The organism is Blastococcus sp. SYSU D00922 (assembly GCF_054050495.1).
Map to the genome: position 1 here is coordinate 11,426 of NZ_JBJGZL010000002.1, position 19,829 is coordinate 31,254.

The window sequence follows — 19,829 nt, forward strand, 5'->3', positions numbered from 1 at the left end:
CCGCAACGCTAGTCACGAGGAGGTAACGGTCCCGTTGGCGCGCCGGACGCGCCGGATCGGGCGTGTCGCTGCCGCCGTGGTGTCGGACACTCTGCGTAACTGACGGGTCGCACAGGCGCGTCGGACGGCCAGGGCGTCCGGGCCTCGTGAAAGCATCGAGCCCATGCGCATCGGCACCCTTCGGCGCGGCCGGGGACAGGACACCGGACCCGGTGTCTCCGGCACCGTCCGGCTGGACCGCCGCACGAAGAACCTCACCAAGCGGCTCCAGCCCGGCGACATCGCCGTCATCGACCACGTCGACATCGACCGCGTCGCCGCCGACGCACTGGTGAGCCGGAAGGTCGCCGCGGTGGTCAACGCCGCGCCCAGCATCTCCGGCCGCTATCCCAACCTCGGCCCCGAGATCCTCATCAACGCCGGCATCCCGCTGCTCGACGACGTCGGCAAGGAGGTGTTCGCCCGCGTCAAGGAGGGCGTGCACCTCCGGCTGGACGGCGACCAGCTGCTCACCGACGAGGGCGAGGTCGTCGCCAAGGGCCGGCTGCACGACCGCCCCTCCGTGGCCATGGCGATGTCCGAGGCGAAGGCCGGGCTGTCCACGCAGCTCGAGGCGTTCGCGACCAACACCATGGAGTACATGAAGCGGGAGCGCGCGCTCCTGCTCGACGGCGTCGGCGTCCCCGACGTGGCCACGCCGATCGAGGGCCGGCACGTGCTGGTCGTCGTCCGCGGCTACGACTACAAGGAGGACCTGCAGGCCCTCCGCCCCTACATCCGCGACTACCGGCCGGTGCTGATCGGCGTCGACGGCGGCGCGGACGCGCTGCGCGAGATGGGCTACCAGCCCGACATGATCGTCGGCGACATGGACTCGGTGAGCGACGACTCGCTCACCTGCGGCGCCGAGGTCGTGGTGCACGCCTACGCCGACGGCCGTGCCCCGGGCCTCGCGCGGGTGCAGGACCTCGGCGTCGAGGCCATCACCTTCCCGGCGTCGGCCACCAGCGAGGACATCGCGATGCTGCTCGCCGACGAGAAGGGCGCCACGCTCATCGTCGCCGTCGGGACCCACGCCACCCTCGTGGAGTTCCTGGACAAGGGCCGCGGCGGCATGGCCTCGACCTTCCTCACCCGGCTGCGCCTGGGCGGCAAGCTCGTGGACGCCAAGGGCGTGAGCCGCCTCTACCGGAGCCGCATCTCCACCACCGCCCTGGTGGTGCTGGTCCTCGCGGCGTTCCTCGCGATCGGGTCCGCGCTGGCGGTGTCCGCGGCCGGTCGCGTCTACCTCGACCTCCTGCTCGACCAATGGAACAGCTTCGTGTTCTGGTTGGAGAACCTCTTCTCGTGATCGACTTCCGCTACCACCTGGTGTCGCTGATCGCCGTCTTCCTGGCGGTCGCCCTCGGCATCGTGATCGGCACGACGGCGCTCAACGAGCCGATCCTCGCCGACATCGAGAACCAGGTCGCCGACCTCGAGCAGGACAAGCGCTCCCTCGAGGACCAGACCCAGCGGCTGCAGGCCGAGGTCGAGACCGCCGACGCCTTCGAGGCGGCCATCGCCCCGGTGCTGGTCGAGGGCAGCCTCGCCGGCACCTCGGTCCTCCTGGTCCGCACCACCGAGGACGTCGCCCCGGAGGTGGTCGAGCAGGTGACGGCCCTCATCGGTGACGCGGGCGGGACCGTCAACGGCTCCCTCACCCTGCGCCCGGAGTACAGCGACCCCTCGACGTCGTCGAGCCTGCAGAGCTACGCCACCGGCGGTGGTCTGCCCGCCGGCGTCGAGCTGCCGGCCACCGACGACGCCGGGCAGCTGATCGGCGGCCTCCTCGGCGAGGTCCTCATGATCCCGCCGGGCGGAGCGGCGCCGGACGCCGCCGCGGTGTCCTCGGTGCTGTCCGGTCTCAGCTCGCTCGACGTGCTCTCGCTCGACAGCGACACCGTCCAGCCGGCGGACTTCGCCGTCGTCCTCACGGCCGGCGCCTTCACCGGCGAGGACGCCGCGGAGCGCAACCAGACCCTGGTGGAGCTCGTGTCGGCGCTGGACGCGGCCGGCTCCGGCGCGGTCGTGTCCGGCGACTCGGCCTCCGCGGGGGAGAACGGCCTGGTCGGCGCGATCCGGTCCGACCCCACCGTCTCCGCGGCGGTCTCGACCGTCGACAACGTCGGGACGGCGGCGGGCCGGATCAGCACGGTGCTGGCGCTGGGCTCCGAGAGCGACGGCACGTCCGGCAAGTACGGCACCGGCGAGGACACCCAGCCGGTGCCGCCGGTGCCCGCCGCCACGCCGTGAGCACCGCGCGGAAGGCGGGGCTGGCCCTCGCCGGGGCGGCGGCCGCCCGTGCGGCGCTCGCCGGCGCCGCGGCCCTCACCGCCCGCCCCGCCGGCGCCTCCTGGCGCCGGATGAACTACGCCGGGCGGCCGGTCACCCTGCTCGGTGGTCCGGCGTTGGCCGCGGCCGCCACGACGACCGCCGTCCTCGGCGCCCCCGCGGGCACGCGGGCCGCCGCGGCCCTGGTGGGCACCGTCTCCGGGGTCGTCGGCGCCTACGACGACCTGGCCGGTGCCCGGCCCGAGCAGGCGCGGGACAAGGGCCTGGCCGGCCACCTCGCCGCGCTGCGCGCCGGCCGGGTCTCCGCCGGGGCGGTCAAGGTCGCCGGGATCGGCGCGGCCGCCGCCGCGGCGGCCGTCCTGACCCGCGAGCCGCGCGATCTCGTGGACGGCGTGCTCACCACCGGCCTGGTGGCCGGCACCGCGAACCTGGTGAACCTCCTCGACCTGCGTCCCGGCCGCGCCGGCAAGGCCGGCGCGCTCGTCGCGGCGGCCGGGCTGGGCGGTCCTGCGGGCACCCTGGTCGCCGGCCCGCTGGGGGCCACCGTCGCCACGCTGCCCGACGACCTCGGCGAGAGGGTGATGCTGGGCGACGCCGGGGCCAACGCCCTCGGTGCGCTGCTCGGCCTGCGGCTGGCGGCCATCCCCGGCCGGGGCCCCCGCGCGGGTCTGCTGGCGGGCGTGGTGGCGCTGACCCTGGCCAGCGAGAAGGTCAGCTTCACGAAGGTCATCGAGGCCACGCCGGGCCTGCGCGAACTGGACCGCCTCGGCCGCCGCCCGTCGTGAACCGCCGCACGGTCGCCCAGGGAGTCGCCGGTGCCGCGGCCCTGATCGCCGTCCTCACCCTGCTGGCCCGGGTGGCCGGGTTCGGCCGCACGCTGGTGTTCACCAACACCGTCGGCGCCGGCAGCACCGGGGACACCTACCAGGCCGCGAACACCGTCCCGAACATCGTCTTCGAGGTGGTCGCCGGCGGCGCGCTGGCCAGCCTCGTCGTCCCGATGCTGGCCGGCGGCATCGCCGCCGGCGACCGCGAGCAGGTGCGGCGGACGGCGTCGGCCCTGCTGGGCTGGACGCTCCTGGTGCTCACCCCGCTGGCCGTGGCGATCGCCGTGCTCGCCGAGCCCATCGCCCGGCTGCTGCTCGGCAGCAGCGACGAGGCCGAGATCGCCCTGGCCGCCCGGTTCCTCCTCGTATTCGCGCCGCAGGTCGTCCTGTACGGCATCGGCATCGTCCTCACCGGCGTGCTGCAGGCGCACCGGCGTTTCGCCGGCCCGGCGGTCGCGCCGCTCCTGTCGAGCCTGGTGGTCGCGGCCGCCTACCTGACCTTCGCCGCCATCGGCGGCTCGCAGGACGTCGAGGACCTCTCCCGCCCGGCCGAACTCGTGCTGAGCGTGGGCACGACGCTCGGGGTGGTGGCGCTGAGCCTGAGCCTGCTCGTGCCCGTGCGCGGGCTCCGGCTGGGACTTCGCCCGGCGCTGCGCTTCCCGGTCGGGGCTGCTCCGCGGGTCCGGCGGCTGGCCGTCGCGGGAGTCCTGACGCTGGCCGGGCAGCAGCTGGTCGCCGCCGTCGCCATCCGGCTGGCCGCCGACGGTCCCGACGGCACCCAGGTGGTCTACGCGGCCGGGCTCACGCTCTTCCTCGTGCCGTGGGCCGCTCTCGCCGTCCCGCTGGCCACCTCGGCCTACCCGGGCCTCGCCGAGCGCGCCGACGCCGGCGACGAGCCGGGCTACCGCCGGGCGCTGGCGCCGGTCAGCACGCTGGTGGTCGCCGCGGCCGCCGTCGCGGCGGCGCTGATGGTGGCGGTTGCGGGTCCCGTGGCGCGGATCTTCCTCGCCAGCGCCCCGGCGCCCGAGGTCGCCGCGCTGCGCGACACGATCATCGCCTTCGCGCCCGGCCTGCCCGGGTACGCGCTGGTCGCCGTCCTCACCCGGGGGCTGTACGCCCGCGGCCTGTGGAAGGCGCCGACGGTCTGCGTCGTGGGCGGCTGGCTGCTGGCCGTGGTGGCCGACGTCGTCCTGGCGCAGCTGCTGCCGGTGGAGGACCGCGGGCTCGCGCTGGGGGCCGGGCACAGCCTCGGCGTCACGGTCGCGGGGCTCAGCCTGCTGGTGGCCGTGGGGCGGGCGGCCGGCCCGGGCGCCCTGACCGGTGTCGGTCGCGTCGGCGTGCCCGCCCTCGCCGGTGCGGCGCTGGGAGCCGCCGGCGGCCTGCTCGCCGTCCGCGCGCTGGACGCCGACCCGGTTCCCGAGGGGCTGCTGCACGCCGTCGGGGCCGGCCTGGTGGGCGCAGGGGTCGTGCTGGTGATCGCACTGAGCGTCATGATGGGCACGGCGCGGCGCCCCGTCACGGAGTCCTGGCGGGCGCTGCGGGCGGCAGACCGTCCGGCCGCGGAGCCGGAGCGACAGGAGGTGCACGGTGACTGAGCGGCCGCCCCTGCACGGCCGCCGCATCGTGGAGGCGCTCGCCACCAGCGCCGGTGGCGTGGGCAGCCACATCCGCACGATCGTCCCGGCCATCCGTGACGCCGGCGCAACGGTCCGCGTCTGCGGTGCGCCCGCCACCGAGGATCTCTTCCGCTTCACCGCCACGGGCGCCGAGTTCCGGCCCGTGGGGATCTCCGCCGGCCTGGCGCCGGTGGCCGACGGCCGGGCGGTGCTGCAGCTGCGGGCCGCGGCCGAGGGCGCCGATCTCGTGCACGCGCACGGGCTGCGGGCCGGGCTGGTCGCGGCGGCCGCCCGCCGCCTCTCCGGTGACCGGGCCCGGCCGCTGGTGCTCACGCTGCACAACGCGCTGCAGGAGGGCTCCGGCCCGAAGCAGCGGCTCCTCCGGGCGCTCGAAGGGACGACGATCCGCGCCGCCGACATGGTCCTGGCCGTCTCCGGCGACCTGGCCGACAACGCGCGCCGCCTCGGCGCCCGCGACGTGCGCGTCGTCCCCGCGCTGGCGCCACCGCTGCCGCCGGCGCAGCGCTCGCGCGACGACGTCCGGGAGGAGCTCGGCCTCGACGCCGGCCGCCCGCTCGTCGTGGCCGTCGGCCGGCTGCACCCCCAGAAGGCCTACGACGTCCTGCTCGACGCCGTCGCCGGGTGGGAGGCCGACGGGCGGCTGGACCCGGCGCCGCTCGTGGCCATCGCCGGCGACGGCCCGCTCGAGGACGAGCTCGCCGCCCGGATCCGCGAGCAGCGCCTGCCCGTGCTGCTGCTGGGCCGCCGCTCCGACGTCGCCGACCTGCTGGGCGCCGCCGACCTGTGCGTGCTGCCCTCGCGGTGGGAGGGCAGCCCGTTCACCGGTCAGGAGGCCCTGCGGGCCGGCACCCCGCTCGTGGCCACCCGTGCCGGAGGCATGCCCGAGCTGTTCGGCGACGCCGCGGCCTTCGTCCCGGTCGGCGACCCCGCTGCCCTCGCCGACGCCGTCGTCGAGGTCCTCACCGACCCGGAGCGCGCCGCCGCCCTGGCCGCCGCCGGTCCGCGGCAGGCCGCCGGCTGGCCCGACGAGCAGGCCGCGGGGCGGCAGCTGGTGGCCGTCTACCGCGAGCTCCTCGGCGCCCCGTGAGGACCGCCGGCCGCGCGGCGGTCCTGCTCGCCGTCCTGCTCGCGCTCCTCCTCGGCCTCCTCGTCCCGGCGGGCGCGGCGGAGGACGACGCGGCCGACGTCGCCGCCGACCGCGTGCTCGTCGTCGGCGTCCCCGGGCTCACCTGGAGCGACGTCGACCCCGGGGGGACGCCGGCGCTGTGGGCGCTCGCCGAGGACGCCGCCGTCGGCGCGCTGTCGGTCCGGGCCGCGCGCGGGACGACCTGCGTGCTCGACGGCTGGGCCACGCTCGGCGCCGGCAACCGCGCGCGCGTGCCGGGGCCGGACGACGGTCTGCCCCCCGTGCCGCTGCCGACCGTCCCGCTGCCCGAGGACGAGCTCCCGGCGGAGACGACTGCGCCGGTCACGGAGACCCCGGCCCCCGAGCCGCAGCTGGACACGTCGCTGTCCTACTGCGGGCTGCAGGAGCGGGCCGCCAGCGTGGGCCTCGCCGATCCCGAGGCGGCCGTCACCCGCACCGCCGAGGACGAGGGGACCCGGCGCTTCGGGGCGGAGCCGGCGGCGCTGGCGCGAGAGGTCGGCTGCGCGACGGCGGTGGGCCGGGCGGCGACGCTCGCGGCGGCCGTACCGGAGGTCGAGCTCAGCCGGGCCGACGTGCTGCCCGACGACCCCGACGAGCTGGCCGGCCTGCTGGAGGGCTGCCCGCTCACCCTCGTCACGCTCAACCAGCTGGCCGACGCGGGACGGCCCGGCGTCGAGAAGACAGACGACGGCACCGACCCCGAGCCGCGGGCGGCCGCGCTGCTGCGCATCGACGCCGCCGTGGGGCAGCTGCGCGCAGCGGTGGCGGCCCTGCCCGGCGAGACGCTCCTGCTGCTCGCCGGGATCTCCGAGGTCAACGACGGCCGTCCGCAGCTGCACGTCGGCATGGCCGCCGGTCCGGGGTTTCCCGGGGGGGCCTGGCTGAGCTCGGCCAGCACCGGCCGGACGCCCTACGCCCAGCTCATCGACCTGGCCCCGACCGCGCTGCGCGCGCTGGGGCTCGACCGGCCCGCGTCGATGAACGGCCAGCCGCTGCGGCCGGCGGGGGAGCGGCCCGACCTCGCGTCGGCGGTCGGCCAGCTGGAGGACATGAACACCGCCGCGACCGTGCACCACCGCAACGTCGGCGCCTTCTTCTGGGTGCTGGTGGTCCTGTCGGCCGCCGTGGTCGTCCTCGGCGTGGTCGCGCTGGGCGGCTGGCAGCGGCGCCCGGTGGCGGCGTCGCCGGGGAGCCGCGCCCGGGGCCTGCTGCGCCTGCTCGCGCTCGTGGTCGCCGCCGTCCCCACGGCGACCTACCTGGCGGGGCTGTTCCCGTGGGAGCGGGCCGGCGCCCCGGTGCCGGCGCTGGTGGCCGCCGTCGCGACCGCGGACCTCGCGGTCGTCGCGCTCGCGCTGGCCGGACCGTGGCGGCGGTCCCGCGTCGGACCGGCGCTGGCCGTCCTGGCCGTCACGCTGGCGACCCACCTGCTCGACGTGTTCACCGGCTCCACGCTCGAGCTCAACGGGCTGCTGGGCTACGACGCCATCGTCGCCGGACGCTTCACCGGGTTCGGCAACCTCACCTTCGGCACGCTCTCGACCAGCGCGCTGCTGGTCACGGCGGCGGTCGCCACCGCGGCCGGGCGCCGTGCCGGTCCGGGCCGGGCGCGCACGGTCACCGGCGCCACGGTGGTGGTGATCGGCGTGGTCGTGGTCGCGGTCATCGGCGCGCCGTCGCTGGGCCGTGACTTCGGCGGCGTCCTGGCGGCGATGCCCGGCTTCCTGCTGCTGGGCATGCTGCTGGCGCGCGTCCGGGTCACGCTCCTGCGGCTCGCCGCGATCCTCGCCGTCGCCGTCGTGGCGGTCGGCACGGTCGCCGTCCTGGACTGGACGGGTCCCGCCGACGACCGGAGCCACCTCGGCCGGTTCGTCGAGCAGGTGCTGACCGGCGAGGCGTGGACGGTGATCAGCCGCAAGGCGCAGGCCAACCTCGACATCCTGCTGGGGAGCCCGCTGGCGTGGATGCTCCCGGTGGCGCTGGTCGCCGCGGTCTGGCTGCTCCGGCCCGGCGGGCTGCTGCGCGGAGGTGCCGGGCTGCCGCCCGCCGACGCCGCCGTCCTCCGCGCCGGTCTGCTGGCCACGGCCCTGAGCCTCGCGCTGGGCGCCGCGGTCAACGACTCCGGGGTCGCCCTCCCCGCCGCGGCCGCGGCGCTGCTGGTGCCGCTGCTGGTGTGGCTGGCGGCGGGGCGCGGTGCCGAGGCCACCGTTCCGAGGGAGACAGCGGGTGGCGCTCCCCACTCCGGCCCGGCCGACGACCCGGATCGTGTTACGGTCGTCTCCCGTGGATCGACCGTCGGGAACGCCTGAATCCCTCTCGTCACCGTCCCTCTCGACCCGGGGCCTCCTGCACAACTCCCAGCCGACGAAGTTCGTCTTCGTCACCGGCGGCGTTGTCTCCTCGCTGGGCAAGGGGTTGACCGCCAGCTCGCTCGGCGCCCTGCTGTCCAGCCGGGGCCTGCGGGTCACGATGCAGAAGCTGGACCCCTACCTCAACGTCGACCCCGGGACGATGAACCCGTTCCAGCACGGCGAGGTCTTCGTCACCGAGGACGGCGCGGAGACCGACCTGGACGTCGGTCACTACGAGCGCTTCCTCGACATCGACCTGTCCGGCCGGGCCAACGTCACGACCGGCCAGGTCTACTCGGACGTGATCGCCAAGGAGCGGCGCGGGGAGTACCTCGGCGACACCGTGCAGGTCATCCCGCACATCACCAACGAGATCAAGTCGCGGATCATGGCCGGGGCCGAGGGGCCGGAGCGGGTCGACGTCGTCATCACCGAGATCGGCGGCACCGTCGGCGACATCGAGTCGCTGCCCTTCCTCGAGGCCGCCCGCCAGGTGCGGCACGAGATCGGCCGGGACAACTGCTTCTTCCTGCACATCTCGCTGGTGCCCTACATCGCGCCCTCCGGTGAGCTGAAGACCAAGCCCACCCAGCACTCGGTCGCCGCGCTGCGCAGCATCGGCATCCAGCCCGACGCGCTGGTGTGCCGCTCCGACCGCGAGATCCCGACCGGGCTCAAGCGCAAGATCAGCCTGATGTGCGACGTCGACGCCGAGGGCGTCATCTCCTGCGCCGACGCGCCGTCGATCTACGACATCCCCAAGGTGCTGCACCGCGAGGGCCTCGACGCCTACGTGGTCCGCCGGCTGGGCCTGCCGTTCCGGGACGTCGACTGGACCGTGTGGGGCGACCTGCTCGAGCGGGTGCACGCCCCCAAGGAGACCGTCACGATCGCGCTGGTCGGCAAGTACATCGACCTGCCCGACGCCTACCTCTCGGTGACCGAGGCCCTGCGCGCCGGCGGGTTCGCCCACCGCAACCGGGTCCAGATCCGCTGGGTCCCCTCCGACGACTGCCAGACCCCCGAGGGCGCCGAGAAGGCGCTGGCCGGCGTCGACGGCGTCTGCGTGCCCGGCGGCTTCGGCGTCCGGGGCATCGAGGGCAAGCTCGGCGCGCTGAAGTACACGCGGACCAACGGCATCCCGACCCTCGGGCTGTGCCTGGGTCTGCAGTGCATGGTCATCGAGTACGCGCGCAACGTCGCCGGGCTGGAGAAGGCGAACTCCGCCGAGTTCGACCCGGAGACCCCCGACGCCGTCATCGCCACGATGGCCAGCCAGGTCGACGTCATCGCCGGCGAGCGGGACCTCGGCGGCACCATGCGCCTGGGCAGCTACCCGGCCAGCCTGGAGAAGGGGTCGGTCGCCGCGGCCGCCTACGGCTCCACCGAGATCACCGAGCGGCACCGGCACCGCTACGAGGTGGCCAACGCCTACCGCGACCGGCTCTCCGAGGCCGGGCTGGTCTTCTCCGGCACCTCGCCCGACGGCCTGCTCGTGGAGTTCGCCGAGCTGCCGCGCGAGGCGCACCCCTTCTACGTCGGCACGCAGGCGCACCCCGAGCTGAAGAGCCGCCCGACCCGCCCGCACCCGCTGTTCGCGGCGTTCGTGCAGGCGGCGATCGAGTACCAGGACGGCGAGCGCCTCCCGGTGACGTTCGACGAGGCGGAGAAGGTCGGCATCTGATGGCGGGCGAGCCGGCTCCGCATGAGTTCCGGCTGCTGGCCAGCGAGACGGTCTACGACGGGCGGGTCATCTCGCTGCGCCTGGACACCGTCGCGATGCCCGGTGGCGGGGACAGCGTGCGCGAGGTGGTGGCCCACCCGGGCGCGGTCGCCGTGGTGGCCCTCGACGACCAGGACCGGGTGGTGCTCGTGCGCCAGTACCGCCACCCGGTCGGCCGCCACCTGTGGGAGCTGCCCGCCGGCCTGCGCGACGAGGACGGCGAACCGCCGCTGGAGACCGCCCGGCGCGAGCTGGCCGAGGAGGTGCAGCTGTCGGCGGCACGCTGGTCCCTGCTCACCACCACGTACAGCACCCCGGGCTTCTGCGACGAGCAGGTGCTGGTCTACCTCGCCGAGGACCTCTCCGACGCCGCCCGGCCGGACGGCTTCGTCGTCGAGCACGAGGAGCTCGACATGACGGTCGAGCGGGTGCCGCTCGCCGACGCGGTCCAGCGGGTGTTCGACGGGGACATCCGCAACGCGTCGGCGGTCGTCGGGCTGCTCGCCGCGGCGCAGGTCCGCAGCGCCGCGCCGCGGCTGCGCCCGGCCGACGAGGGCTAGCCCCGACCGGCAGCCGCCGAGCCGGCGCCCTCCTCGGCCGGCAGGCGCAGACCCAGCCGGCGCAGCTCCAGGCCCGCGAGCGCCCGGACGGCGGCCGGGTCGCCGGCCTGCCAGGCGGCGCCCGTGCCGGGCGGCAGGGCGGCCAGCTGGGGGAGCGGGGCGGTCGCCAGCGCGCGGGCGGCCAGCACGTGGAGGTCGGGGGTCCCGCGGAGCAGCGTCCGGGCGGCCTCCGCCTCGCGCGCCCACCGCAACCGCCAGGGCAGCCAGCGCAGCAGCAGCCAGCCGACCGGCAGGAGGACGAGGACGACGGCCAGCACGGTCGCCAGCGTTCCCACCGCGCCCTGCGCCGCCTGCCCGGCGCCCGACACCGACCCGCCGGCGTCGGACAGCGCGCCGAAGGGGGCCGACAGCTCGTCGCCCACGAGCGGCACGTCCTCCGCGGCGCCGGCGGCGGAGTCCATGGTGCCGGCGACCGACCGGCCGAGGTCCTCGACCGCCTGGCCGGGTTCGGCCAGCACGAGCACCGCGCCGTGGACGACGCGGGCGACCAGGACCCAGAGCACGGTCCAGGCGAGCACCCCGAGGTCGGCGGTCACCTGACGCGTGCGGTGGACCGGGTGCTGGGCGTAGAGCTGCATCGCTCGATCCTGCGGTCGGGACGCCGGGACCGCAGCCCGCGAATCGCCGACGGATCCGGGGCCGGCGCGCGTCCGTGCCTACACTCCGCCCGAGGCGCACCCCGACCGGGTCGCCTCCACCGCGGGAACGGACCCCGTCACCATCGGGGGAGTGCCCGCCGACACCAGGGAGTGGACACATGCGGGTCGGGGTTCCCCGAGAGGTCAAGAACCGTGAGTACCGGGTGGCGCTGACGCCGGCCGGTGTGACGGAGCTGGTCCGTGCCGGGCACGAGGTGCTCGTCGAGCGCGGCGCGGGGGAGGGCTCCTCCATCCCGGACGACGACTACGTCGCCGCCGGCGCGCGCATCGTCGCCGCGGCCGACGACGTCTGGGCCGACGCCGACCTGCTGCTCAAGGTCAAGGAGCCGATCGCCGAGGAGTACGGGCGGCTGCGCGCCGACCAGACGCTGTTCACCTACCTGCACCTGGCCGCGTCCAAGGAGTGCACCGACGCGCTGGTCACGTCCGGCACGACCGCGATCGCCTACGAGACGGTGCAGACCGCCGACGGCGCGCTGCCGCTGCTCGCGCCCATGTCCGAGGTGGCCGGCCGGATGGCGCCCCAGGTCGGGGCGCACAGCCTCGAGCGGGCCCACGGCGGGCGGGGCGTGCTGCTGGGCGGCGTGTCGGGGGTGTACGCGGCGAAGGTCGTCGTCATCGGCGCCGGGGTGTCGGGCATGAACGCCGCCGCGATCGCCCTGGGCATGCAGGCCGAGGTCGTCGTCCTCGACCGCGACATCGACAAGCTGCGCGCCGCGGACAGGATCTACCAGGGCCACCTCCAGACGGTGGCGTCCAACGCCTACGAGGTCGAGCGGGCCGTCCTCGACGCCGACCTGGTCATCGGCGCGGTGCTCGTCGCCGGCGCCAAGGCCCCGGTGCTGGTGAGCAACGAGCTCGTGTCCCGGATGAAGCCCGGCTCGGTGCTGGTGGACATCGCCGTCGACCAAGGCGGCTGCTTCGAGGACACCCGGCCCACGACGCACGACGACCCGACCTTCCGGGTCCACGACTCGGTCTTCTACTGCGTGGCCAACATGCCGGGTGCGGTGCCCAACACCTCCACGCACGCGCTCACCAACGTGACGCTGCCCTACGTGATGGAGCTGGCCAACGAGGGCACCGCCGCGGCGGTCCGCAGCCACCCGGCGCTCGCGCACGGGGTCAACGTGGTCGCCGGGCAGGTGGTCCTGCCCGAGGTGGCCGAGGCGCACGGTATGGCCGCCGTGCCGTGGGAGGAGGTGCTCGTCTGACCGCCACGGCCACTGCCAGGCAGACCGGGGCCGGCGCGATCGAGCGGGTCGTCACCGGCTACCTCGACCACCTCACGGTCGAGCGCGGCCTCGCCGCGAACACCATCGCCTCCTACCGGCGCGACCTCCGGCGGTACACCGAGTACCTGGCCGCCGCCGGGGTGACCGGGCTGCGGGAGATCACCGAGTCGGACGTGTCCGGGTTCCTGTCAGCGCTCCGCGAGGGGGATGACGACCACCCGCCGCTGTCGGCCACGTCGGCGGCTCGGGCGGTCGTGGCCGTCCGCGGGCTGCACAGGTTCGCGCTGCTCGACGGGCTCGTCCCCGACGACGTCGCCCACGAGGTGCGGCCGCCGACACCTGCCCGGCGGCTGCCGAAGGCGATCCCGGTCGAGTCCGTGGTCGCCCTCATCGAGGCCGCGGGGTCGGTGGAGGGCCCCCGGGGCCTGCGGGACCGCGCGCTGCTCGAGCTGCTCTACGGCACCGGCGCACGGATCTCCGAGGCGGTCGGCCTGGCCGTCGACGACCTCGACCGGGGGCAGGCGGCCGTCCGCCTGGCCGGCAAGGGCGGCAAGGAACGCGTGGTCCCGGTGGGCAGCTACGCGCTGCGCGCCGTCGAGGACTACCTGGTGCGCGCCCGCCCCGCCCTGGCCGCCAACGGCCGCGGCGGGGTCCGGGGCGGCACGCTGTTCCTCAACGTGCGCGGCGGCCCGCTGTCGCGCCAGAGCGCCTGGGCGATCCTGCGCTCGGCCGCGGAGCGCGCGGGCCTGGACACCGCGACGGTCTCGCCGCACACCCTGCGGCACTCGTTCGCGACCCACCTGCTCGACGGCGGGGCCGACGTCCGCGTGGTGCAGGAGCTGCTCGGCCACGCCTCGGTGACCACCACGCAGGTGTACACCCTGGTGACCGTCGACCGCCTCCGCGAGATCTACGCGACGAGTCATCCGCGGGCGCTCACCTGACACCCTCCGGGCCGGGTTCTTGGCAGGTTCTGGCACCGGTTCGGCTTGAGCAGTCACAGCTGTTGTCATGTGGCGCCATGTCGACATGTGGTCCGGCGTGCCGCCTCGGCAAAGCTGGCCGACGTTCGTAGCGTCCTCATCACCCGAGCGGGCAGGACGGCTGACCGCACCCGGATCGACCGGGACCGGGCACGAGGTGGAGGCAACAGACCCATGGCTACCCGAGCGGACGCGGCCTCTGCCGTCGCGCGCCCGCACGACAGCGACGCGGAGATGGGTGCGGCGTCGCGGCTGGACCCGGCGCGGGCGCGGCAGCGTCCCCTGCCCGACCCCAAGCCCCTCACCCAGCACGGGCCCGCGCGCATCATCGCGATGTGCAACCAGAAGGGCGGCGTCGGCAAGACGACGTCGACCATCAACCTGGGCGCCGCCCTGGTCGAGTACGGCCGGCGGGTCCTGCTCATCGACCTGGACCCGCAGGGCGCGCTGTCGGTCGGGCTGGGCGTCCCGGCCCAGAACATGGACCGGACCATCTACAACGCCCTCATGGAGCGGAAGACCACGCTGGCCGACGTCCGCGTGCCGACCGACATCCCCGGGCTCGACCTGGTGCCGAGCAACATCGACCTGTCGGCCGCCGAGGTGCAGCTGGTCAGCGAGGTCGCCCGGGAGCAGACCCTGCTCCGCGTCCTCGCCGACGTGCGCGACGAGTACGACTACATCCTCATCGACTGCCAGCCCTCGCTGGGCCTGCTCACGGTCAACGCGCTGACCGCGGCCCAGGGCGTGATCATCCCGCTGGAGTGCGAGTTCTTCTCGCTGCGCGGGGTGGCGCTCCTCGTCGACACGATCGACAAGGTCAAGGAGCGGCTGAACCCGTCGCTGGAGATCTCCGGGATCCTCGCGACGATGTACGACTCGCGCACCGTGCACTGCCGCGAGGTGTTCAGCCGCGTCGTCGAGGCGTTCGACGACGTGGTCTTCCAGACCGTCATCCAGCGCACCGTGCGGTTCCCGGAGACCACCGTCGCCGGCCAGCCGATCACCACGTGGGCTCCCACGTCGTCGGGCGCCTCGGCGTACCGCGACCTCGCGAAGGAGGTGCTCAGCCTGTGATCGAGCTCGCGAGATCACCGAGGGACACAGCACGCGGCGGCACGCCGACGACGAGCGCCAGCGAGGAGGAGAAGTGACGCGTCGGCCGATCCTGCCCGGTGCCTCGGAGCTGTTCCGCCGCACCGACTCGGCTCCCTCCACCCCCGAGGTGACCGAGCTGCCCAGCCTGAGCTCCACCACCAGCTCGCCGGCGCTCCGCGGCGCCTCCACCGCTCGCCGCGAGGAGGTGGGCGAAGCGCAGCAGAGCATGCCGCTCACGCTCGTCCCCGGCGGCGCGGCGGCCGGCGGCGACGAGCTGGCCGGGTTCCGCGCGGTGCCGCAGCAGATCCCGGCAGCGCAGCCGGTCCCGACGCTGCAGCCGCACGTGCCGACCCGCGGCCGCCCGACCCGGCGGACCGAGCGCACCAAGCACGACGAGAAGATCACCGTCTACATCTCGGCGGACGAGCTGCTCGCCCTCGAGAGCGCCCGGCTGACCCTGCGCGGTCAGCACGGCGTGGCGGCCGACCGCGGTCGCATCGTCCGCGAGGCGATCTCGGTCCTGCTCGCCGACCTCGGGGAGCGCGGCGACGAGTCGATCCTGGTCCGGCGCCTGAAGGGGTGACCGGGATGCCGGGCATAGGCTCGGCCACCGTGAGCAGCGAGAGCGGCGCGGCATCGGGGCGCGTGGGGGAGGACCCCGCCCCCGATGCCGCGCCGTCGCGGTTCACCGTCCGGCTGACCAACTTCGAGGGCCCGTTCGACCTGCTGCTCCAGCTGATCGGCAAGCACAAGCTCGACGTCACCGAGATCGCGCTGTCGAAGGTCACCGACGAGTTCATCGCCCACCTGCGGGCCCTCGGCGACCAGCTCGACCTCGACCAGGCCAGCGAGTTCCTCGTCGTCGCCTCGACGCTGCTCGACCTCAAGGCGGCCCGGCTGCTCCCGGCCGCCGACGTCGACGACGAGGAGGACCTCGAGCTGCTCGAGGCCCGCGACCTGCTGTTCGCCCGACTGCTCCAGTACAAGGCCTACAAGCAGGCCGCCCAGTTCCTGCGCGAGCGCGAGGCCCGGGCCGCGCAGCGCTTCCCGCGGTCGGCCGCCCTCGAGCCGCGCTTCGCCGACCTCGTCCCGGAGGTCGTGCTCGACCTGAGCCCCGCGCAGTTCGCCGCGCTGGCCGCCCGCGTGCTCGCGCCGAAGGCGCCGGAGGTCGTCAGCGTCTCCCACCTGCACGCGCCGCCGGTCAGCGTCTCCGAGCAGCTGCTCGCCGTCCGCAACCACCTGGTCCGGTCGGGGACGGCGACCTTCCGGGCGCTGACCGCCGACTGCGGGCACACCCTCGAGGTGGTCGCCCGCTTCCTGGCGCTCCTGGAGCTCTACCGGCAGCAGCGGGTGGTGTTCGAGCAGCTCACGCCGCTGGGCGAGCTGCACGTGCGCTGGACCGGCGCCGGCGCGCCGGCCGACCGGCACAGCGACGACGTGGACGGTGCCGTCGACGACCCCGACGACGGGACGACGGCCCTGGACGAGGAGTACACGTGACCGAGCAGGACCGGCAGGCCCCCGAGCCCGCCCCCATCTCGTGGGAGGCGCTGGCCGCCGAGCTGGCCGCGACCCGGGAGCTGGCCCAGGACCGCGGCGAGGAGGACCCGGCCGCCTGGGACGCCGTCGCCGCCGAGCTGGCCGCCCGGGTGGCCGACCAGCCGCTGGAGGTCCCCGAGCCGCCGCCGGTCCCGCAGGAGCCGGACCCCGACGTCGAGCCGGCGCCGGAACCGCCGCAGGACCCGACGCCGGCCGACGTCCCGGCGGGTGAGCCGGCCCCCGACGAGCCCGAGGAGCAGCTGGAGCTGCTCGCACCCGAGGAGCTGCACGGCGGCCTCGAGGCGCTGCTGTTCGTCATGGACGACCCGGTCGACGAGCAGACCCTCGCGGGCGCCCTGCGCTGCTCCGTCGAGCAGGTGCGCGGCGGGCTGGCCGAGCTCGCCGAGGGGTACGACCGGCGTCGCTCCGGCCTGGCCCTGCGCCGGGTGGGGGAGGGCTGGCGGCTCTACACCCGCGAGGAGCACGCGCCCGTCGTCGAGCGGTACCTGGTCGACGGGCAGCGGAGCCGGCTCACCCAGGCGGCCCTGGAGACCCTGGCCGTCATCGCCTACCGCCAGCCGGTGACGCGCGCCCGGGTGTCCGCGATCCGCGGGGTCGGGGTGGACGGCGTCATGCGCACCCTGCTGACCCGCGGGCTCGTGCACGAGGTCGGGACCGATCCCGACAGCGGCGGCGGCCTCTACGCCACGACGCCGCTGTTCCTGGAGCGCCTCGGGCTCGAGAGCCTCGCCGACCTGCCCGAGCTCGCGCCGCTCCTGCCCGAGACGTCCGCGATGCTCGACGAGCACCCCGACAGCTAGCGCGGCGCGTCCTCGCCGAGCGTCGCGACGAACTCGGCGACGTCGGCCGCCAGCCAGTCCGGCTGCTCCTCGAGCACCAGGTGGCCGGTGTCCGGGTACTCGGCCCACTCCGCGCCCGGGACGGCGGCGACCAGGCTCGCGGTGTGGTCGCGCGCCAGCAGCTCGTCCCGGGCGCCGCTGACCACGAGCGTGGGAGCGGTGATGGCGGCGGCGTCGGTGGGCGGGCTGGAGCGGTTGAGGCCCTCGAAGGAGGCGGTCCAGACGGCCGCGGGAAGCCGCAGCGCGTCCTCGACCATGACGTCGACGTACCAGGCGGGCAGCCGATCGAGGTCGGTGAAGCCCGCGACGAACGCCCTGGCCCACACCGGGTCGACCGGGTCGCTGATCCGGGCCAGCTCGTCGGCGAAGGGTGGCCGGCCGCGCAGGTCCCGCGGCGCGCCGGCGAGCACCAGGCCGGCCACCCGCTCCGGCGCCGCGACGGCGACCTGCTGCCCGACGTAGCCGCCGCTCGAGGCGCCGACCAGCACCGCTCGGGCGATGCCCAGCGCGTCCAGGACGGCGACGACGTCGGCCGCGAGGGTCGGCAGGTCGTAGCCGTGCAGGGGCTTGTCCGCGTCGCCGTGCCCGCGCAGGTCGACCGTGAGCGCCCGGACCGACGCCGGCAGGAGGGGCAGCAGGGCCGCGAAGGAACGGCGCGAGCCGGCCCACCCGTGCAGCAGGAGCACGGGCGGATCGCCGTCCGGGCGGCCGTGCTCGGACACCGCCGTGCTGATGCCGGTCGACAGCCGCAGGAGCTGTCCCGGGGGTGCGGGCTCCATGCGGGGACGCTAGCCCGCCGCCCGGGGTGGGAGACTGGCGGGTGATGAACGCCGGACCGGACGACCTGACCCACGACGACGAGCGCACCACCTCCGGCGGTGAGGGCTGGTCCGCGGACATGGAGCTGGCCCCGGCGCACCCGGGCGACCGGCCCGCGACCGACTCCGACGACCGCGACGGCGAGCGGCTGCAGAAGGTGCTGGCCCGCGCCGGCGTCGGCTCCCGCCGGGTCTGCGAGGACATGATCGAGGCGGGCCGGATCAGCGTGAACGGCGCCGTCGTCCAGGTGCAGGGCATGCGGGTGGACCCGTCGCGGGACCGGATCGCCGTCGACGGCGTGCGGATCGAGATCCGCGAGGACCGCGTCACCTACGCGATGAACAAGCCCCCGGGCGTCATCACCGCCATGAGCGACGACCGCGCCCGGCCCACCGTCGGGGACATGGTCGGCGACCTGGCCAAGGGTCTCGTGCACGTCGGCCGGCTGGACCAGGACACCGAGGGCCTGCTCCTGCTCACCAACGACGGCGAGCTCGCCCACCGCCTGGCGCACCCGTCCTACGAGGTGCGCAAGACCTACCTGGCGCAGGTCTCCGGCTCGGTGCCGCGCGACCTGGCCCGCCGGCTGCGCGCCGGCGTCGAGCTGGAGGACGGCCCGGTGAAGGTCGACTCCTTCCGCGTCGTCGACACCCACGCCGGCCAGTCGGTCGTCGAGGTGGTGCTGCACGAGGGCCGCAAGCACATCGTGCGGCGGCTGCTCGCGCACGTGGGCCTGCCGGTCTCGCGGCTGACCCGCACGGCGGTCGGTCCCATCCAGCTGCAGCGGATGCGCTCGGGCTCGATCCGCAAGCTGTCCAAGGAGGAGCTCGGCACGCTCCAGGAGCTCGTGGGCCTCTGAGCCCTCAGCGCTTCGGGGGAGCGGTGGACGCCCGCACCACGACCGAGGTGTCGAGCGTGCGGTGCGGGCCGCTCGTCTCCTCCCCGGAGATGAGCGCCAGGAGCATCTCCGTCGCCTCCTGACCCATGCGCCGGATCTGCTGCTGCACGGTGGTCAGCGGCGGCTCGGCCATCGCCGACTCGGGGATGTTGTCGAAACCGACCACCGACAGCCGGCCCGGGACGTCGAACCCGAGCTCCCTGGCCACCTCCAGCGTGGCCAGCGCCGAGAGGTCGTTGGCCGCGAAGATCGCCGTCGGGGGCGAGGACAGCGACAGCAGCTCCCGGGCCGCCCGGCGAGCGAGCTCCGGCTCGAAGCCGCCGGAGGGCATCAGCGTCTCGTCGACGGGGAGCCCCGCCGCGGCCAGCGCCTCGCGGTAGCCCTGCTCGCGCTGCTGGGCCGAGGCCAGGTCGGAGCGGCCGGTGATCATGGCGATGCGCGTGTGCCCGAGCCCCAGCAGGTGCTCCACCGCGAGACGGGCGCCCTGCAGGTTGTCCGCGGCCACCGAGGGCAGCCCCGAGGGGCCGGTGTGCGGGTCGACCGCCACCACCGGCCCGTCGGCCTGCACGTCGGTCACCGTCGGCGTGACCAGGACGGCGCCGTCCACGAGGCTGCCCATCAGGCGGGACAGGGACCGCCGCTCCCACCCGACCTGGGCCTCCACGTGCCCACCGGCCGAGTAGGCGATCAGCTCGTAGCCGGAGCCGTGGATCGCGTCGGCGACGCCCTTGAGGACCTCGGTGCTGAAGGGCTCGAAGTCCATCACCAGGACGCCGACGACGTTCGTGCGGCGGTTGCGGAGGCTGCGGGCGACGAGGCTCGCCTCGTAGCCCAGCCGCTCGATCACGCGGGTCACGTGGTCGACGGTCTCCGAGGAGACGCCGTACCGGCCGTTGATCACCTTGGAGACGGTGGAGATCGAGACGCCGGCCTCCGCGGCCACCTGCTGCATCGTCACGCGACCGCGCAGGGCCGGCGACGGGACGATCTGGGGTCCCGTGGTGGGACCCACCGCGACGCCGTCGCGCGATGTGTGGAGCGTCATGAACAACCTCTCGTCGTCCGGGAGCCCGGCGGACAGGCTCGCAGGCCCGACCGCAGA

General features: G+C 75.3%; 18 protein-coding genes. 15 read left to right on the forward strand and 3 right to left on the reverse strand.

Annotated elements, in window-relative coordinates:
- Nucleotides 1-163 precede the first annotated feature (163 nt).
- From steA to ACI78T_RS02680, 8 genes are read left to right on the forward strand one after another with little or no spacing between them, the layout of a single operon-like run.
- The gene (steA, locus tag ACI78T_RS02645) at nucleotides 164-1,351 is read left to right on the forward strand and encodes a putative cytokinetic ring protein SteA (protein ID WP_456556522.1); all 1,188 of its coding nucleotides are present in this window, start codon (nucleotides 164-166) and stop codon (nucleotides 1,349-1,351) included.
- Nucleotides 1,348-2,295: a copper transporter gene (locus ACI78T_RS02650; RefSeq protein ID WP_456556523.1), complete on the forward strand. Its 948-nt coding sequence runs from the start codon at nucleotides 1,348-1,350 to the stop codon at nucleotides 2,293-2,295. Before steA ends, ACI78T_RS02650 begins: the two co-directional genes overlap by 4 nt.
- Nucleotides 2,292-3,119, forward strand: coding sequence for a hypothetical protein (locus ACI78T_RS02655; RefSeq protein ID WP_456556524.1), 828 nt, complete (start codon nucleotides 2,292-2,294; stop codon nucleotides 3,117-3,119). The genes ACI78T_RS02650 and ACI78T_RS02655 overlap by 4 nt, the downstream gene beginning before the upstream one ends.
- On the forward strand, nucleotides 3,116-4,756 hold the full coding sequence (gene murJ, locus ACI78T_RS02660) for a murein biosynthesis integral membrane protein MurJ (protein WP_456556525.1): 1,641 nt from the start codon (nucleotides 3,116-3,118) through the stop codon (nucleotides 4,754-4,756). The genes ACI78T_RS02655 and murJ overlap by 4 nt, the downstream gene beginning before the upstream one ends.
- Nucleotides 4,749-5,885, forward strand: a complete 1,137-nt coding sequence (locus ACI78T_RS02665; RefSeq protein WP_456556526.1) for a glycosyltransferase family 4 protein — start codon at nucleotides 4,749-4,751, stop codon at nucleotides 5,883-5,885. The genes murJ and ACI78T_RS02665 overlap by 8 nt, the downstream gene beginning before the upstream one ends.
- Complete coding sequence (locus ACI78T_RS02670; RefSeq protein ID WP_456556527.1) at nucleotides 5,882-8,251, forward strand: hypothetical protein; 2,370 nt, start codon at nucleotides 5,882-5,884, stop codon at nucleotides 8,249-8,251. Before ACI78T_RS02665 ends, ACI78T_RS02670 begins: the two co-directional genes overlap by 4 nt.
- Entirely contained in the window at nucleotides 8,226-9,977 is a 1,752-nt protein-coding gene (locus ACI78T_RS02675) for a CTP synthase (protein WP_456556528.1), read from the forward strand. The genes ACI78T_RS02670 and ACI78T_RS02675 overlap by 26 nt, the downstream gene beginning before the upstream one ends.
- Nucleotides 9,977-10,576 carry an NUDIX domain-containing protein gene (locus tag ACI78T_RS02680; protein ID WP_456556529.1) on the forward strand — a complete coding sequence of 200 codons (600 nt, stop codon included), beginning with the start codon at nucleotides 9,977-9,979 and terminating at the stop codon, nucleotides 10,574-10,576. Before ACI78T_RS02675 ends, ACI78T_RS02680 begins: the two co-directional genes overlap by 1 nt.
- Here the strand turns inward: ACI78T_RS02680 and ACI78T_RS02685 are convergent.
- Entirely contained in the window at nucleotides 10,573-11,214 is a 642-nt protein-coding gene (locus ACI78T_RS02685) for a hypothetical protein (RefSeq protein WP_456556530.1), read from the reverse strand. The genes ACI78T_RS02680 and ACI78T_RS02685 overlap by 4 nt on opposite strands.
- Before the next feature lie 179 nt (nucleotides 11,215-11,393).
- On the opposite strand from ACI78T_RS02685, the gene ald reads away from it, so the two are divergent.
- The 6 genes from ald to scpB all read left to right on the forward strand — a co-directional run bounded on the left by ald (nucleotide 11,394) and on the right by scpB (nucleotide 16,971).
- Nucleotides 11,394-12,509: an alanine dehydrogenase gene (ald, locus tag ACI78T_RS02690; RefSeq protein WP_456556531.1), complete on the forward strand. Its 1,116-nt coding sequence runs from the start codon at nucleotides 11,394-11,396 to the stop codon at nucleotides 12,507-12,509.
- The gene (gene xerD / locus ACI78T_RS02695; RefSeq protein WP_456556532.1) at nucleotides 12,488-13,474 is read left to right on the forward strand and encodes a site-specific tyrosine recombinase XerD; all 987 of its coding nucleotides are present in this window, start codon (nucleotides 12,488-12,490) and stop codon (nucleotides 13,472-13,474) included. The genes ald and xerD overlap by 22 nt, the downstream gene beginning before the upstream one ends.
- 213 nt (nucleotides 13,475-13,687) lie before the next feature.
- Nucleotides 13,688-14,590, forward strand: a complete 903-nt coding sequence (locus ACI78T_RS02700) for a ParA family protein (protein ID WP_456556533.1) — start codon at nucleotides 13,688-13,690, stop codon at nucleotides 14,588-14,590.
- A 73-nt stretch (nucleotides 14,591-14,663) separates the two neighbouring features.
- Nucleotides 14,664-15,194 carry a hypothetical protein gene (locus ACI78T_RS02705; RefSeq protein WP_456556534.1) on the forward strand — a complete coding sequence of 177 codons (531 nt, stop codon included), beginning with the start codon at nucleotides 14,664-14,666 and terminating at the stop codon, nucleotides 15,192-15,194.
- 29 nt (nucleotides 15,195-15,223) lie between these two features.
- Nucleotides 15,224-16,111: a segregation and condensation protein A gene (locus ACI78T_RS02710; RefSeq protein WP_456556535.1), complete on the forward strand. Its 888-nt coding sequence runs from the start codon at nucleotides 15,224-15,226 to the stop codon at nucleotides 16,109-16,111.
- Nucleotides 16,108-16,971, forward strand: a complete 864-nt coding sequence (gene scpB, locus ACI78T_RS02715; RefSeq protein ID WP_456556536.1) for an SMC-Scp complex subunit ScpB — start codon at nucleotides 16,108-16,110, stop codon at nucleotides 16,969-16,971. The genes ACI78T_RS02710 and scpB overlap by 4 nt, the downstream gene beginning before the upstream one ends.
- On the opposite strand, the gene ACI78T_RS02720 is transcribed toward scpB, so the two are convergent.
- Nucleotides 16,968-17,789, reverse strand: coding sequence for an alpha/beta fold hydrolase (locus ACI78T_RS02720; RefSeq protein ID WP_456556537.1), 822 nt, complete (start codon nucleotides 17,787-17,789; stop codon nucleotides 16,968-16,970). The two genes, scpB and ACI78T_RS02720, sit on opposite strands and share 4 nt — an antisense overlap.
- 44 nt (nucleotides 17,790-17,833) lie before the next feature.
- On the opposite strand from ACI78T_RS02720, the gene ACI78T_RS02725 reads away from it, so the two are divergent.
- Nucleotides 17,834-18,688: a pseudouridine synthase gene (locus ACI78T_RS02725; protein ID WP_456556538.1), complete on the forward strand. Its 855-nt coding sequence runs from the start codon at nucleotides 17,834-17,836 to the stop codon at nucleotides 18,686-18,688.
- A 4-nt stretch (nucleotides 18,689-18,692) separates the two neighbouring features.
- On the opposite strand, the gene ACI78T_RS02730 is transcribed toward ACI78T_RS02725, so the two are convergent.
- Nucleotides 18,693-19,772, reverse strand: a complete 1,080-nt coding sequence (locus tag ACI78T_RS02730; protein WP_456556539.1) for a LacI family DNA-binding transcriptional regulator — start codon at nucleotides 19,770-19,772, stop codon at nucleotides 18,693-18,695.
- Nucleotides 19,773-19,829 lie beyond the last annotated feature (57 nt).

Bases quoted from the DNA above. Each gene is read 5' to 3' on its own strand.
- steA (WP_456556522.1), top strand. From the start codon at position 164: ATGCGCATCGGCACCCTTCGGCGCGGCCGGGGACAGGACACCGGACCC.
- ACI78T_RS02680 (WP_456556529.1), top strand. From the start codon at position 9,977: ATGGCGGGCGAGCCGGCTCCGCATGAGTTCCGGCTGCTGGCCAGCGAG.
- ACI78T_RS02685 (WP_456556530.1), bottom strand. From the start codon at position 11,214: ATGCAGCTCTACGCCCAGCACCCGGTCCACCGCACGCGTCAGGTGACC.
- ald (WP_456556531.1), top strand. From the start codon at position 11,394: ATGCGGGTCGGGGTTCCCCGAGAGGTCAAGAACCGTGAGTACCGGGTG.
- ACI78T_RS02700 (WP_456556533.1), top strand. From the start codon at position 13,688: ATGGCTACCCGAGCGGACGCGGCCTCTGCCGTCGCGCGCCCGCACGAC.
- ACI78T_RS02720 (WP_456556537.1), bottom strand. From the start codon at position 17,789: ATGGAGCCCGCACCCCCGGGACAGCTCCTGCGGCTGTCGACCGGCATC.
- ACI78T_RS02725 (WP_456556538.1), top strand. From the start codon at position 17,834: ATGAACGCCGGACCGGACGACCTGACCCACGACGACGAGCGCACCACC.
- ACI78T_RS02730 (WP_456556539.1), bottom strand. From the start codon at position 19,772: ATGACGCTCCACACATCGCGCGACGGCGTCGCGGTGGGTCCCACCACG.